This window comes from Streptomyces sp. NPDC102437 (genome assembly GCF_044765565.1).
Lineage (GTDB): Bacteria > Actinomycetota > Actinomycetes > Streptomycetales > Streptomycetaceae > Streptomyces.
Genome location: NZ_JBIWKI010000001.1, coordinates 170,654 through 185,163 on the forward strand (window position 1 = coordinate 170,654; position 14,510 = coordinate 185,163).

The window sequence follows — 14,510 nt, forward strand, 5'->3', positions numbered from 1 at the left end:
GTGTCCGCCCCGGCGGCACGCAGCCGCTTGGTGTCCGATGCTGGAATGGTGGACAGAGCGCGGCTCCGACAACACACGGTCGAAGTCCTGACGGTCCTCGCGGTGGCGGCCTGCTACTACGCGACAGCCCGTCTGGGACTGCTCCAGCAACTGGTGCGCGGCCAGGTCACCCCGCTGTGGCCGCCGACCGGGATCGCGGTCGCGGCGCTGCTGGTGTTCGGGGTGCGGATCTGGCCCGGCATCGCCCTCGGCGCACTCGCCGTCAACCTCCTCATCGGGCCCTCGCCGCTGCCCGTACTGTTCATCGCCGCCGGAAACACGGTCGCCCCCATCTGTTCGTACCTGATGCTGCGGCGTGCGGGATTCCGCAACGAACTCGACCGGTTGCGGGACGCGCTGGCGCTGGTCTTCCTGGGGGCGCTGGCGGGCATGCTGATCAGCGCGACGGTGGGCACCGGCGCCCTGGTCGTCTCGGGGGCGCTCCCGAGCGAGGAGTTCTGGCAGACCTGGTCGGTCTGGTGGACGGGCGACGCCATGGGCGTCATGGTCGTGACACCGTTCCTGCTCGCCGTGCGCAACGCCCGCCTGCCGCACACCATCAACCCGGCGAGGTGGGCGGAGGCCGCCGCGCTGGGGGTATGCACCGCGGCCGTCACCGTGGTGGCGACCGACACCAGCGCCTCGCTGCTCTTCCTCGTCTCCCCGTTCCTGATCTGGGCCGCCTTCCGCTTCGAGCGGGCCGGGGCCGCCTGCTGCGCGCTGGGCGTCTCCACGCTCGCGATCCTGGCCGCAGGACGGATGACCGGCCCCTTCGCCCACCACGGCCTGCTGACCAACATGATCACCCTTCAGGCGTTCATCGGAACCACCGCGCTCGTCTCTCTGCTGCTGGCCGCCGTCGTCGCCGAACGGAACCGCACCTACCGCGAGATCAAGCGGCTCTGTGCGCAGCTCTCCGAGAAGGTCACCCGTCAGGACCTCTGAGTCACTCCATCGGCCCAGCGACGGGTGCGCGGGCCCGCGATCGGCAGCAGGCTGAGGGGCGACGGCACCGCGACGAGGGCAACCGGAAGCCGAAATTCAGGCGGACGGGCGCCGTAAGAGGTGGAGCCATGCCCCATGTGTCTGCGAATGTCCATGTGTCCCGCCCCGCCGACGAGGTCTTCTCGTTCCTCCGGGATCCGCGGAACCTGGCTGAGTGGTCATCGAGCATAGACCGGGTGATAGAGGGCCCGGTCGCCGCCGAGCTGGGTGACGAGTACACCTGCAAGTTTCCGGGCAGACGACGGGCGCACCGCCTGCGGTGCACCGCGAGCTCTCCCGTCGAGTACCTCGTCTTCCGCGGTGCGGGCATGTGGACGCCACTGGGCCGCCACTCCCCGGAGCTGGAGTTCCGGCTGAGTCCGAGCGGGCTCGGTACGACGGTCACCGTCTCGGTCAAGCCCCATCTGGACGGCGGCATGATACTTCTCGCGCCGTTCGTGACGATGGCCTGGCGCCGGGACCTGCCTTCGGAGCTCCAGAGTCTGTCCGAGCTGCTGAGCCGCGGGGGCGGGGCGGCAGAGGGTACGGGGGACGGCTGGGACGCGGCGCCCTCGGTGGGGTCGCCGGGCTGATCTACGGCCACCGGGCGGGCATCGGATCGACGCACCGCCCGGCCACCGGAGCAGGTCACGGAGCTACAGCAGGAAGTCGCGCGCGATCGACTCGGACGCCCGCTCCAGCAGGGGCCCCGCCTGGGCCATGGAGACCGCAGGGTCCGGCTCCAGGTCCGCGAGGGCGTACGCACGGCGGATGCCCGCCGCGGTCAGCGCCTCCGGCGGCAGGGCCAGGCGGCCGCAGACCGCCACGACCTCGATCCCCGCGGCGCGGGCCGCCGCCGCCACTCCCGCCGGGGCCTTGCCGTGGAGGGTCTGCTCGTCGAGCGAGCCCTCACCGGTGATCACCAGCGTGGCGCGCGCCAGCGCCGGGGCGAAGCCGAGGACGTCGAGCATGACCTCGATGCCGGGGCGGAACCGGGCGCCGAGGGCGACCAGCGCCCCGTAGCCGATGCCGCCCGCCGCTCCCGCTCCCGGCAGCGCGGCATGATCCGGGCCGAGGACGGACGCGTAGTGGGCGAGCGCCGCGTCGAGCGTCGCGATGTCGTCCTCGGTCGCGCCCTTCTGCCTGCCGTAGACCTCGGGGGCACCCTTCGGGCCCGTCAGCGGGTTGTCCACGTCGCTGGCGAGGATCAGGTCCACATCGGCCAGTCGCGGATCGAGGCCGGAAAGGTCCGCCTCCGCCAGGTCGGCCAGGCCGCCGCCACCGGGGCCCACCGGCTTGCCGTCCGCGTCCAGGAAACGGGCGCCCAGCGCGGCCAGCATGCCCGCGCCGCCGTCCGTCGTAGCGCTGCCGCCGACGCCGAACACGATCGTCCGGGCACCCGCGTCGAGCGCGGCGGCGAGCAGCTCGCCGGAGCCGTACGTCGTCGCCGTGAGCGGGGCGAACACTCCTGCGGGCAGGTGCTGGAGGCCCGACGCCTCGGCCATCTCCACCACCGCCGTGTTGCCGCGCAGCGCGTACGCCGCGATCACCGGATCGCCGAGCGGCCCGGTCACCCGCGCCTCGCGGCGCTCGAATCCGGCGGCCACCGCCGCCGCCACCGTGCCGTCGCCGCCGTCCGCCACGGGCAGGGTCTCGACCCGCACGTCGGGGACGACCCGCCGCAGCCCGGCCGTCACCCGCTGAGCGACCTGTACGGCCGTGAGCGAGCCCTTGAACTTGTCCGCCGCGACGAGCACGCGTGCGGTCTCCATCACTGCTCCGTCCGCCACCTTGCATCCCTTGCTCTCGAACAGGCAGTCGCGCCGCCCCCGACCCTATCCGCAGCGGATACCCGCTGCCCAGAGCGGTCGTCGTGCGGGCTCCGCCCCTGCCACTACGCTTCCCGCGTGACCACCACTGACTACGCCTCCTACATCGCGGGGCTCCCCCGGGTGCTGGCCGCCGCGGCCACCTTGTTCCGGGACGGCCGGGGGCGGGTGCTGCTCGTCGAGCCGAACTACCGTGACGGCTGGGCGGTGCCCGGCGGAACGGTCGAGTCCGACGACGGCGAGAGCCCGCGCCAGGCCGCACGGCGCGAGACGGCCGAGGAGATCGGCCTCGATCTGGCACCGGGGCGGCTGCTCGCCGTCGACTGGGCTCGCGGTCCGCAACGGCCGCCGATCGCCGCGTACGTGTACGACGGCGGGGTGCTGGACGAGACGCGGTTGAAGGCGATCCGGCTCCAGGAGGAGGAGCTCCTGTCCTGGCGGCTGGTCGAGCGCGAGGAGATCGACCGCTATCTGCTGGGCGCCCTCGCGCTGCGCGTGAAGGCCGCGCTGGAGGTGCTCGAATCCGGCGGCGGCGCGGTGGAGCTGGAGGACGGCCTCCCGGCTGACCGCTGACGGCTGACGGCCAGGACCCGGATACCACCCGAATCACCTTCTGTCCCGTTGTGCTGACCGGTCGTCAACTGGTAGTCCGGTCGACGGCTGCCGGACCGTCGGGTTCATGTGCCATTGGTCCGCAGTGCACGCTCGACCGGCATCATCCGGACTCCACGACAGCGGAGGGATCATGCGTAAGCACACGGGACACCTCGGTGGGCGACTGGTCACGACCGTCGCAGCGCTCGCCTGTACGGCAGTCGTCGCCACGGCGTCGACGGCGCTCGCGGAAGCGGCACCGGCCTCGGTGCCGGCCGCACCGGGCGGCCTGCCGCAGACGGTCGACGGCGGCGCCTGGCAGTCCGGCCATGTCCAGGGCATAGCCATCGACCGCCGTAAGGGCTTCATGTACTTCTCGATGACCAATCTGCTGGTCAAGACCGACCTCAAGGGCAATCCGGTCGGCTCGGTCACCGGATTCACCGGCCACCTCGGCGATCTGGACTTCAACGAGAAGGACGGCCGGGTCTACGGCTCGCTGGAGTACAAGGAGGCGAAGTCCTTCTACATCGCGATCCTCGACGTCGACCGCATCACCCGGATGGACATGGACGCCCAGTCCACCGGGGTCGTCTCGACCGTCTACCTCAAGGAGGTCGTGAAGGACTTCACCGCCGACATGAACGGCGACGGGGTCTTCGACGGCGACACGGGCAACACTCCCGACCACCGCTACGGCTGCAGCGGCATCGACGGCATCGCGTTCGGTCCGGCCTTCGGCGACCGGCGCGGCAACCGCGCCGCGAAGAGACTGACGGTCGCGTACGGCGTGTACGCCAACACCGGCCGCACGGACAACGACCACCAGGTGCTGCTCCAGTACGACGTCACCCACTGGAAGAAGTACGAACGCCCGCTGACCGAGTCCGCCCCGCACACCAGCGGACCCGCCCGCGTCGGCGGCAAGTTCTTCGCGTACACCGGGAACACCAATTACGGCGTGCAGAACCTGGAGTACGACGGGCACAGCGGCAACTGGCTGATGGCCGCCTACAAGGGCTCCAAGCCCGGTTTCCCCAACTACTCGGTCTTCGCGCTGGACGGTGCGCGCAAGCCGGTACGCGGCTGGCTGCGCGGGCAGCAGCGCCCGGAGCGCGGGCTGCTGCTCCCGCTGCTGCGCGAGGGGGCGCACGACGCCACGACGGGTACGTACGGGTGGCCGGCGCCGGGACAGTACGGGCAGTACGGGCTGGTCTCGCTCGACGACGGGCGGTTCTACGTGGCGCGCAGTGGCACGCTCCAGGACGGCGGCGTCACCAAGCAGACGGCACGGGCCGAGCTGAACAGCTGGACGGGCCTGACCCCGTCCCCGTTCACTCCTGCCGGCCCCGCGGCCTGACGTCCGCCACTGGGCGGACGGTTGCCCGAGACCGAAATGGCCTCGCGGACGGTGGCCGGCGCTGCTTACGCTCGCTCCATGACTCTGGTCGCGATCCTCAGCGGCGCCGGCATCTCCACGGACTCCGGCATCCCCGACTACCGTGGGCCCAACGGGCTCTGGCGCAAGGACCCGGAGGCCGAGAAGCTCGTCACGTACGACTACTACATGGCCGATCCGGAGATCCGCCGCCGCTCCTGGCAGATGCGCCGCACCAGTTCGACCTGGTCCGCGGAGCCGAACGCGGCGCACCGTGCGGTGGCGGAGCTGGAGCGGTCCGGCGTCCCGTTGCGGGTGATCACGCAGAACGTCGACGGTCTGCATCAGCTCGCCGGGCTCCCCCGCCGCAAGGTCCTGGAGCTGCACGGGACCGCGCGCGAGGTGGTCTGCACCCGCTGCCACGCCCGTTCGGCGATGAGCCAGGCGCTGGCCCGGGTGGAGGCGGGAGAGGCCGACCCGGCGTGCGCGGTCTGCGGCGGCATCCTGAAATCGGCCACGGTCATGTTCGGTGAGCGGCTCGATCCGGTGGTGCTGGGCCAGGCGGTGTCGATCGCGAAGGCCTGCGAGGTGTTCATCGCGGTCGGTACGACGCTCCAGGTGCAGCCCGCCGCGTCGCTGGCCGGGATCGCGGTGGACAACGGGGCGCGGCTCGTCGTGGTGAACGCGGAGCCGACCCCGTACGACGAACTGGCCGAGGAGGTCGTCCGCGAGCCCATCGGCACGGCGCTGCCCGCGCTGCTGCGGCGGCTGGCCGCCGGTACGGGGCCGGTCGCGGGTTCCGACGGGGATGCCGACGGGGCTACCGACAGGCCTTCGGGCGGGATTTCCGGGGACTGAGGTACGGGGGACCGAGGTGCGGGTGGGGCCGGAAGGCGGTCGGCCCGGCCGGGAGTTGTCGGTGGGGGACTGTACGGTCCCCCGCATGACAGAACGCTCCCAGCTCGACGCCACCCGAGCCTCGTACGACACCGTGGCCGCCGACTACGCCGTGCTGCTGGCCGACTTGATGCCGAAGAAGCCGTACGACAATGCCGTGCTGGCCGCCTTCGCGGAGATCGTGACGGCGCACGGCGGCGGCCGGGTGGGCGATCTGGGCTGCGGGCCCGGTCGTGTGACGGCCCAGCTGCGCGATCTCGGACTGGACGTGTTCGGCATCGACCTCTCCCCCGGCATGATCGCGGTGGCCCGCGCGACCTACCCCGACCTCGTCTTCGACGAGGGTTCGATGACCGACCTGGATCTGGCGGACGGCAGCCTGGCCGGTGCGCTGGCCTGGTACTCCCTGGTCCACACCCCGCCGGAGCAGTTGCCCGGCGTCTTCGCCGAGTTCCATCGGGTCCTGGCCCCGGGCGGCCATCTGCTCATGGCCTTCAAGGTCGGCGACGAATGCGTGCGCCTGGAGCAGGCGTACGGCCACGCGGTGACGCTCGACGTCCACCGCTTCGTGCCCGAGGCCGTGGCCGGGATGCTGGAGAAGGCCGGGTTCCGTGTCCGGTCCCGGCTGGTCCGCGAGGCGGACGAGTGGGAGAAGACCCCGCAGGCCTTCTTCGTGACGGTGAAGCCCGTGGCACCGTAGCGGCCCGGCCGTGCTCGGCCGGACATGCCTCAGTGGTCGAGTTCCTGCTGTACGCGCCGCGAGGGGCGGAACGTGTACAGGTCGAGGATCTCCGGCGGGTCCACCAGCCCGGGACCGCCCGCCTCGACCCAGGTGACGATGTCCGTCACCGCGTCCGGGTCGTTGACCAGGCCGAGCCAGACCGGGCGGCCGCCGGCCCGGCGGCCCTCGGCCGACGGCTGCACGACGACGACATTGGCCCGTTCGCAGGAGTCCAGGCACTCCACGGCACGTACGGTGGCGACCGCGCCGAGCAACCGCCGCAGCTCGGCGAGCTGACCGGCGTGGTCCACGTCCGGGATCTTGGGCGTCCCGCAGCAGCAGCCGCGGCAGACGCTGACGGTGGGCCGGGGCGTCCCCTCGGCGGGGGCCGCCCTTCGGGTGCGGCGGCTCATGCGGGGACGCCTCCGGTGCGGGCGGGGATGATCACCAGGGGACTGTACCGATCCCCACCGGCGGATCGAACACCTGATCTCCCCCGTGCGGTGGTGGGGTACAGTTGATGGCTGCGAAGGGGAGTAGCCCCGCAAACCGGTCGTCGACACACTGGAACCCCCGGGTTCCCGGTGGCCGGGCCCGTTGGACCATCACGGGCGGGCGAGACCTTCGGTCAGGTATGACAGGCCCGCGCCTCCGTGGGCGCTGACGTCATGCCGGGCCGAGTGGTCCTCCGGAAGCCCGAGCGGCGCTTCGCGAAGACCCGGGGCCCGGCTCTCACAGAAAGCCACCCGGAATGCACCTCGACCCCTGGGCGATCCTCACCGCCTTCGGTCTGATCTTCCTTGCGGAGCTCCCCGACAAGACGATGTTCGCGTCGCTCGCCATGGGCACCCGCATGCGACCGCTGTACGTCTGGTTCGGCACGTCGTCCGCGTTCATCGTGCACGTCGCCATCGCGGTGGGGGCGGGCAGCCTGATCGGGCTGCTGCCCGACTGGATGGTCAAGCTCGTCTCCGCCTCCCTCTTCGCGTTCGGGGCCTTCATGCTGCTGCGCTCGGGTGGGGGCGATGACGACGAGGACGGCGGAACGAAGACGGTGACCGGTTTCTGGCCGGTCTATTCGACCGCGTTCATGGCCGTCTTCATCAGTGAGTGGGGCGACCTCACCCAGATCACCACGGCCAACCTGGCCGCGAGCGACGGCACCTGGTCCACGGCGATCGGGTCCGCGGCCGCCCTGATGTCCGTCTCGGCGCTGGCGCTGCTCGCCGGGCGTTTCATCGCCAAGCGGGTACCGCTGAAGACGGTCCAGCGGATCGGCGGGCTCTGCATGCTGGGGCTGGCGATCTGGACCCTGGTGGAGATCTTCACCGGCTGACGGCCGGCGCGTACGCAGGTGGCTCGGGAACGGGCCCGGACCTCGGTGTCCGGGCCCGTTCCCGTGCCGGCGTCCATGGGAGAGGGCGCGGGCGGCGTCAGAAGAGCGCCGGGGTGTCGTCCTGCGTACCGTTCTCGAAGGCCAGCAGCCGCTGCTTGCGGTCGAGTCCGCCGCCGTAGCCGGTGAGACTGCCCGAGGCGCCGATGACACGGTGGCAGGGGACGATGATGCCCACCGGGTTCTTTCCGTTGGCCAGCCCCACCGCCCGTGAGGCGCCCGGCTTCCCGAGGTTCTCGGCCAGTTCGCCGTACGAGCGGGTCTCGCCGTACGGGATCAGCCGCAACTGCTCCCAGACGCTGCGCTGGAACGGGGTGCCGTCAAGTCGCAGCGGCAGATCGAAGGTGCGCAACTCCCCGGCGAAGTAGGCGTCGAGCTGACGGACGGCCTCCGTGAAGGGCCGCGGGTCACGTTCGCCGAAGGTCTCCTCGGGCGGGCGGTGCCGCTGACCGGTCATGTAGAGGCCCGCGAGGTCCCCGTCGGTGGCGACCAGGGTGAGCGGACCGTACGGGCTGTCGACGACGGTGTGCTGCCGGGTCGCCGCGGGGGGCTGCGGATCGGTCATGGCTGGACTTCCCGGTTCTTTTCGGTGGGCAGGTGGTTGATGGGGTGGTCGTCCACGGTCCACAGGTACTGGACCGCGTACGCCCGCCAGGGGCGCCAGGCGGCCGCGCGGGCGGTGAGCGCCGCGGGTGTCGAGGGGAGGCCGAGCTCCTCGGCGGCGCGCCGGATGCCGAGGTCGGTGGGGAGGAAGGCGTCCGGGTCGCCGAGCGCCCGCATCGCGATGACCTCGACGGTCCAGGGGCCGAAGCCGGGGAGGGCGGTCAGTTCGGTCCGCGCCTGCTCCCAGTCGGTGTCGGTGCCCAGCCGCAGCGATCCGTCGGCGAGTGCGGAGACGAGCGTGGTGAGGGTGGTGCGGCGGCTGCGCGGCAGGGCGAGCTGTTCCGGGTCGAGTCCGGCGAGGGCCGCCGGGTCCGGGAAGAGGTGGGTGAGGCCGCCCTCCGGGTCGTCGACCGACAGGCCGTGGGCGCCGACCAGGCGGGCCGCGTGGGTGCGGGCGGCGGCGGTCGAGACCTGCTGGCCGAGCACCGCCCGTACGGCGAACTCCGCCCCGTCGACGGTACGCGGCACCCGCCGGCCGGGCGCCTTGCCGACCAGCGGGGCGAGCAGCGGATCCGCGCGCAGCTGCTCGTCGACGGCCTCCGGGTCGGCATCCAGGTCGAGCAGCCAGCGGCAGCGGCTGATCGCGAGGGTGAGGTCGCGCGGGTCGGTGAGGGAGAGCCGGCAGGCTATGTGGTCGGGATGCGGGGTGAGCGCGACGATGCCGTGTCCGTACCGCAGGGAGAGGGTGCGGCGGTAGGCGCCGTCGCGCCACTCCTCGACGCCGGGGACGGCGGTCGCGGCGAGGTGGCCGAAGAGGTTGCCGGGGTTGAGCGGGGCCCGGTACGGCAGCCGCAGCGCGATCACGCCCGGGGTGGCCGGGGGTGTCCCGGAACGGGCGGCGCGGCTGCGCAGTTCGCCCGGGGCGAGCGCGAAGACCTGGCGGACAGTGTCGTTGAAGGTCCGGATCGAGGAGAACCCGGCGGCGAACGCGACTTCCGCCATGGGGAGTCCGGTCGTCTCGATGAGCAGTCTCGCGGTCTGGGCGCGCTGTGCGCGGGCCAGGGCGAGCGGGCCGGCTCCGAGTTCGGCGAGCAGCTGGCGTTCGATCTGCCGGGCGGAGTAGCCGAGCCGGGCGGCGAGTCCGGGTACGCCCTCGCGGTCGACGACACCGTCCGCGATGAGCCGCATCGCGCGGGCCACGGAGTCGGCGCGGGCGTTCCACTCCGGGGAGCCGGGGCTGGTGTCGGGCCGGCACCGTTTGCAGGCGCGGAATCCCGCCTGCTGGCAGGCGGCGGCGCTGGGGTAGAAGGTCATGTTCTCGACCTTGGGCGGCACGGCCGGGCAGCTGGGACGGCAGTAGATCCGGGTGGTCAGGACCGCCGTGAAGAACCAGCCGTCGAAGCGGGCGTCCTTGGAGTGGACGGCCCGTACGCAGCGCTCGGTGTCGGTGTACATGGCTCAAGCATCCGTCACCAGGCACCCGGAGGCTGGCGAGAATCCGACATGGACCTCGCACTGCCAGGAACTCTTCGGAGGCCGGCGCGGAGTCCGCGCGGCGTGGACAACCCTCTGACGCGGCTTCCCCGCCCGGGGCGGCTGTCACCAGGAGGACTTGATGACCCCGGCAGGAATCCGGCATGCGCCTGCTCGCGTGCGCGGACCCGGGAGAGGCCGAACTTCCGCAGGAAGCCGCGGGGCCGCTCGTCCACACTGTCGCGGCCGGGTCGCGCTGGCGTCGCGCGGCTGGCGCCGGAGCTCGTCCGCGGCGGCCCGGCCGGTCCCCTTCGGCTTCCTCCCGCGCCGGCTGGATCGGCCCCCTCAGGCTTCGCCCCGGATCAGCCCTGCGCCGCCAGTACCTCTTCGAACTCCGCGTACGCGTGCGCGTCGAACAGCACGAACCGCACCTCCTCCACGGGCGCCGCGGCCTCCGCCAGGACCGTGCGGACGGCGATGCGGGCCCCGTCGTCCATCGGCCAGCCGTAGATCCCGGTCGAGATGGCCGGGAAGGCGACGGTACGCGCCCCCAGCTCCCCGGCCGTCCGCAGTGATTCGCGATAGCACGAGGCAAGGAGCGCCGAGCGGTCCTCGGAGCTGCTCCAGACCGGGCCGACGGTGTGGACGACCCAGCGCGCGTCCAGCTGCCCGGCCGTCGTGGCGACGGCCTGGCCGGTGCGCAGGCCTTTTCCGTACTGCGACGCGCGCAGCTCACGGCACGCGGCGAGGATCTCCGGACCGCCCCGGCGGTGGATCGCGCCGTCGACCCCGCCCCCACCGAGCAGGGAGGAGTTGGCCGCGTTGACGATGACGTCGGCGGACTGCCGGGTGATGTCGCCGCGGACCAGGGTGACGGTCACGCCCTCGGGTGTACGCATGTGGACCATGATGCCCCGGGCGGCCCGCTCAGGCCGCCCGCAGGCGCCGCCAGACAGCCTTCGCCGCGTGGTGGCCCGACATGCCGTGCACCCCGGGGCCGGGCGGAGTGGCCGAGGAGCAGAGGAACACCGCGGGGTGCGCCGTCGCGTAGGGGACCCGGGCCAGCTTGGGGCGCAGCACCGTCTGCAGGCCGGCGAAGGCACCGCACGCGATGTCGCCGCCGACGTAGTTGGCATTGCGCGTCGCGAGCTCGGGCGGTCCCGCCACCGCGCGAGCCAGCACCAGGTCGCGGAAGCCGGGGGCGAAGCGCTCCAGTTGCCGTTCGATGACGTCGGTGGCGTCACCCTCCCAGCCCGACGGGACGTGTCCGTACGCCCAGAAGACGTGCCGGCCCTCGGGTGCGCGGGACGGGTCGACCAGGCTGGGCTGCGCGGTGATCAGGAACGGCACGCTGGGGTCGCGGCCGGTCACGGCGGCCGTCATCGCGGCGTCGATCTCACCGGCCGTGGGGCCGATGTGGACGGTGCCGGCGCGCCGGGCCTCCTCCGCCGTCCAGGGGACGGGGCCCGACAAGGCGTAATCGATCTTGAAGCAGGACGCTCCGTACCGGTAGCCGCGGTAGGCGTGGCCCAGTCCGGCGATGCGGGCGAGGGCGGTGGGCGAGGTGTCGAAGATGTAGGCGCGGGCGGGCGGCAGCTCGTCGAGGCGCTTGACCTCCGTGCCGGTACGGATCGCTCCGCCCTGTTCACGTATGTACGAGGCGAGGGCGTCGGAGATGGACTGCGATCCACCGCGCGGCACGGGCCAGCCCTTCTCGTGCGCGGCGAGCGCGAAGAGCAGAGCGATACCGCCGGTGGCGATTCCGCTGGTTGGGGCTATGGCATGGGCGGCGAGCCCGGCGAACAGGCCGCGCGCCTTCGCACCGCCGAAGCGCCGGGAGAGCAGCGACGCGGGCTGGAGCGCGTCGAGACCGAAGCGCACCCAGCGGTAGGGGTCACGGGGCAGCCCGTCCCACGGGGTGCGCAGGAAGTCCTGGGCGAGGGTGTCCCAGTGGCCGAGGTAGGGGGCGACGAGCCTGCGGTACGCCCCCGCGTCCTGGGGCCCCAGCGACATGGCGCTCTCCCCCACCGAACCGGTGAGCACGGCGGCCGTGCCGTCCGGGAACGGGTGGGCGAGCGCCAGCTCGGGCTGGAGCCATTCCAGGCCGTGCCGGGTGAGCGGCATCGCGTCGAACGCGGGTGAGCCGATGCCCAGCGGGTGGACGGCGGAACAGGGGTCGTGACGGAAACCGGAAAGGGTGAGCTCCTCGGTGCGGGCACCGCCTCCGACGGTGTCCTGCGCTTCGAAGACCTCCACGGCGAAGCCGCGGCGGGCCAGTTCGGCCGCGGCGGTCAGTCCGTTGGGGCCCGCCCCCACGACGACTGCATCGAGCATCGACGGCACCTTCGGACTCCTTCGTCAGCCGACGGCCAGGGCACCCAGGATATTCCGAGGCACCGACAGCGCGGGCGCGGGTATGGTCGCCGCGCGATGAACACAACTGACTCCCAGGCCACGCCCCGGGCGGCCGTCGAAGCGACCGCACCAGCCGCCCCCGTCACCGACGTGCCCGCCCGTATCGCCGACATGGCCGCCCGGCTCACCGCACTGCCCGGCATCCGGGCCGTCGCGCTGGGCGGCAGCCGGGCCCGTGGCACCCACCGTCCGGACTCCGACTGGGACCTGGGCCTGTACTACCGCGGCGCCCCCGACGTGGCCGCGCTGACCGCGCTGGCTTCCGAGGTACAGGGTTCCCCGGCCGAGGTCGCCGTTCCCGGCGGGTGGGGGCCGTGGGTCGACGGCGGGGCCTGGCTGCGGGTGGACGGCGTCCCTGTGGACTGGATCCTGCGCGACCTGGACCGGGTGGAGGCGGTCTGGGCCGACTGCCGTGAGGGGCGCTTCGAGGTGGGCGTGCAGCCGGGGCACCCGCTCGGCTTCTGGTCCCCCGCGTATCCCGGCGAGGTCGCGCTGGGCCGGATGATCGCCGACCCGCAGAAGGAGTTGACGGCGCTTCAGGGAGAGGTCCGTAACTATCCGGAGCCGCTGCGCACCGCACTCACCGATGCCGCCTGGGAGGCGGAGTTCTCGGTGGCGGCCGCCCGCAAGTCGGCGCCCGGCGGCGACCGGCTCCATGTGTCGCTGTGCCTGTCACGGGCATTCGGCATCCTCGCCCAGTCCCTCCACGCCCACCATCGCACCTGGTGTCTGAACGAGAAGGGCGCGGCGGCCGCGGCCGCCGCCCTGCCGGACACCCCCGAGCGGTACACCGAGCGCATCGACGAAGCGCTGCGGGGCCTGGACGAGGAGGCGGTGGAGCTGGCCGCGGAGCTCGTGCGGGACGTCCGGTCGGCCTGCGGCGGGTGAGGTTGGCCGACGGGTGGAGTGAGCCTGCGGGTGGCGTGAGTCTGCGGGTGGGGTGAGTCTGCGGCGCGTGAGACGGGCCGACGGCGGGGTGGGCTCGCGGCGGGTGGGGTGAGCCGGCGGGCGAGGTGGACCTGCCCGCGGGCGGTGAGCCGGCGGGCAACGCAGGCCGGCCGGGAGTTGCGGCAGACGCCCGGCGGCGCCCCGCTCAGTCCCGCCCGACGGCCGTGACGCAACGGGCGAGCAGAGCCCGCAGGGCGTCCCGCTCCTGCGGGGCGAACTCCTCGGCGATCCGGTCGACCGGTTCACGGACAGCCCCGCCCGCGAGCAGGCGTACGATCCGCGGGCCCGCGCCCGGCTCGCGGCGCCGACCCGCGAACTCCTGGCCTGATCGGGGTCCCGATCCTGAACGGAATCCCGCTCAGGCCCCGTCGCTGAGCGCCTGAAGGACGCGTTCGACGGTCTTCTCGTCGCGGGCCGCCGTGAAAGGCAGCGCGTTGCCGCCGGTGATGCGGAACGGTACGCCGGAGAGGGTGGCCTCGGAGCCGCCCGCCTCGGCGACCAGCAGCAGGCCCGCCGCGTGGTCCCAGGCGTACTCCCAGCTGAAGGCGACCGCGTCCAGCTCGCCACGGGCGACGGCGAGGTATTCGAGCCCCGCCGAACCGCAGGGGCGGGCCTCGATCCCCTCGGTGCGCAGGCCGAGCAGGGCACGCTTCTGGGCGTCGGTGGTGTAATCGGGGTGCGACATCGCCACGCGCAGCGCGGCGCCGGGGGTGGGCGAACCGGAGCGTATCCGCTCGCCGTCGAGCGTGGCACCGCGGCCGCGGACCGCGACCGCCATCTCGTCCAGGGCCGCGGCGTACGTCCACGAGGCCAGGAGTTCGCCGCGGTGGGCGAGGGCGACCAGGGTGCAGAAGCCCGCTTCGCCGCGGACGAACTGACGGGTGCCGTCGACCGGGTCGACGATCCACACGGGTGCGTCGCCGCCCAGCGCCTCGTACACCTCCGGGTCGGCGTGGACCGCCTCCTCGCCGACGACGACCGAGCCGGGGAGCAGCCCGGTCAGCGATGCGGTGAGGTGTTCCTCGGCGAGGCGGTCGGCGGTGGTGACGAGGTCGTGCGGACCGTTCTTCTCGACGATCTCGTGCGCGGCGAGCTGCCGGAAGCGGGGCGTGATCTCGGCGGCAGCCGCTGCGCGTACCGCCGCCTCGACCTCGGTCAGGTCTCCGGCCAGGAATTCATCGATCATGTCCCCAGCCAATCATGTCGTCCCGGGGCGCCGACGACCTGGTCATGTCG

Annotated in this window: 15 protein-coding genes and 1 pseudogene; 8 read left to right on the forward strand and 8 right to left on the reverse strand. The window is 72.7% G+C overall.

The genetic code is table 11. The features are described from left to right. Positions 1-45: 45 nt before the first annotated feature. Both ACIRJP_RS00760 and ACIRJP_RS00765 read left to right on the forward strand, forming a co-directional pair. Positions 46-984 (forward strand): MASE1 domain-containing protein, encoded by a 939-nt coding sequence (locus ACIRJP_RS00760; protein ID WP_404166761.1) that lies wholly within the window; start codon positions 46-48, stop codon positions 982-984. A 128-nt stretch (positions 985-1,112) separates the two neighbouring features. After that, a complete protein-coding gene (locus tag ACIRJP_RS00765) occupies positions 1,113-1,616 on the forward strand; it encodes an SRPBCC family protein (protein ID WP_404166763.1) in 504 nt (167 codons plus the stop codon). Positions 1,617-1,679: 63 nt separating this feature from the next. On the opposite strand, the gene ACIRJP_RS00770 is transcribed toward ACIRJP_RS00765, so the two are convergent. Then, positions 1,680-2,795 carry a glycerate kinase gene (locus ACIRJP_RS00770; RefSeq protein ID WP_404166765.1) on the reverse strand — a complete coding sequence of 372 codons (1,116 nt, stop codon included), beginning with the start codon at positions 2,793-2,795 and terminating at the stop codon, positions 1,680-1,682. A gap of 135 nt (positions 2,796-2,930) precedes the next feature. Here ACIRJP_RS00770 and ACIRJP_RS00775 point away from each other — a divergent pair, with 135 nt between their 5' ends. The 4 genes from ACIRJP_RS00775 (at position 2,931) to ACIRJP_RS00790 (ending at position 6,421) form a co-directional block, all read left to right on the forward strand. Next, on the forward strand, positions 2,931-3,425 hold the full coding sequence (locus ACIRJP_RS00775) for an NUDIX domain-containing protein (protein WP_404166767.1): 495 nt from the start codon (positions 2,931-2,933) through the stop codon (positions 3,423-3,425). A gap of 172 nt (positions 3,426-3,597) precedes the next feature. Beyond that, positions 3,598-4,806, forward strand: a complete 1,209-nt coding sequence (locus tag ACIRJP_RS00780) for a hypothetical protein (protein ID WP_404166769.1) — start codon at positions 3,598-3,600, stop codon at positions 4,804-4,806. Positions 4,807-4,884: 78 nt separating this feature from the next. Next, positions 4,885-5,682 (forward strand): SIR2 family NAD-dependent protein deacylase, encoded by a 798-nt coding sequence (locus ACIRJP_RS00785; protein ID WP_404166771.1) that lies wholly within the window; start codon positions 4,885-4,887, stop codon positions 5,680-5,682. 85 nt (positions 5,683-5,767) lie between these two features. Further along, a complete protein-coding gene (locus tag ACIRJP_RS00790; protein ID WP_404166773.1) occupies positions 5,768-6,421 on the forward strand; it encodes a class I SAM-dependent DNA methyltransferase in 654 nt (217 codons plus the stop codon). Between the two features lie 29 nt (positions 6,422-6,450). On the opposite strand, the gene ACIRJP_RS00795 is transcribed toward ACIRJP_RS00790, so the two are convergent. Continuing rightward, positions 6,451-6,855 (reverse strand): (2Fe-2S) ferredoxin domain-containing protein, encoded by a 405-nt coding sequence (locus ACIRJP_RS00795; RefSeq protein ID WP_404166774.1) that lies wholly within the window; start codon positions 6,853-6,855, stop codon positions 6,451-6,453. Positions 6,856-7,193: 338 nt separating this feature from the next. Here ACIRJP_RS00795 and ACIRJP_RS00800 point away from each other — a divergent pair, with 338 nt between their 5' ends. Then, entirely contained in the window at positions 7,194-7,778 is a 585-nt protein-coding gene (locus ACIRJP_RS00800) for a TMEM165/GDT1 family protein (RefSeq protein WP_404166776.1), read from the forward strand. 97 nt (positions 7,779-7,875) lie between these two features. Here ACIRJP_RS00800 and ACIRJP_RS00805 read toward each other — a convergent pair whose 3' ends face one another. From ACIRJP_RS00805 to ACIRJP_RS00825, 5 genes and pseudogenes are all read right to left on the reverse strand, one after another. Continuing rightward, positions 7,876-8,400 (reverse strand): methylated-DNA--[protein]-cysteine S-methyltransferase, encoded by a 525-nt coding sequence (locus ACIRJP_RS00805; protein WP_404166778.1) that lies wholly within the window; start codon positions 8,398-8,400, stop codon positions 7,876-7,878. Next, complete coding sequence (locus ACIRJP_RS00810) at positions 8,397-9,893, reverse strand: AlkA N-terminal domain-containing protein (protein ID WP_404166780.1); 1,497 nt, start codon at positions 9,891-9,893, stop codon at positions 8,397-8,399. Before ACIRJP_RS00810 ends, ACIRJP_RS00805 begins: the two co-directional genes overlap by 4 nt. A gap of 144 nt (positions 9,894-10,037) precedes the next feature. After that, positions 10,038-10,208, reverse strand: a pseudogene (locus tag ACIRJP_RS00815) (30S ribosomal protein S14); the annotation flags it as partial. A 65-nt stretch (positions 10,209-10,273) separates the two neighbouring features. Continuing rightward, on the reverse strand, positions 10,274-10,810 hold the full coding sequence (locus tag ACIRJP_RS00820) for an O-acetyl-ADP-ribose deacetylase (protein WP_376625698.1): 537 nt from the start codon (positions 10,808-10,810) through the stop codon (positions 10,274-10,276). Between the two features lie 28 nt (positions 10,811-10,838). Continuing rightward, complete coding sequence (locus ACIRJP_RS00825) at positions 10,839-12,254, reverse strand: phytoene desaturase family protein (protein ID WP_404166782.1); 1,416 nt, start codon at positions 12,252-12,254, stop codon at positions 10,839-10,841. A gap of 183 nt (positions 12,255-12,437) precedes the next feature. Between ACIRJP_RS00825 and ACIRJP_RS00830 the strand changes: the two genes are divergently transcribed. Further along, on the forward strand, positions 12,438-13,214 hold the full coding sequence (locus ACIRJP_RS00830; RefSeq protein ID WP_404167607.1) for a nucleotidyltransferase domain-containing protein: 777 nt from the start codon (positions 12,438-12,440) through the stop codon (positions 13,212-13,214). 418 nt (positions 13,215-13,632) lie between these two features. Here ACIRJP_RS00830 and ACIRJP_RS00835 read toward each other — a convergent pair whose 3' ends face one another. Continuing rightward, entirely contained in the window at positions 13,633-14,460 is an 828-nt protein-coding gene (locus tag ACIRJP_RS00835) for an inositol monophosphatase family protein (protein WP_404166784.1), read from the reverse strand. Positions 14,461-14,510 lie beyond the last annotated feature (50 nt).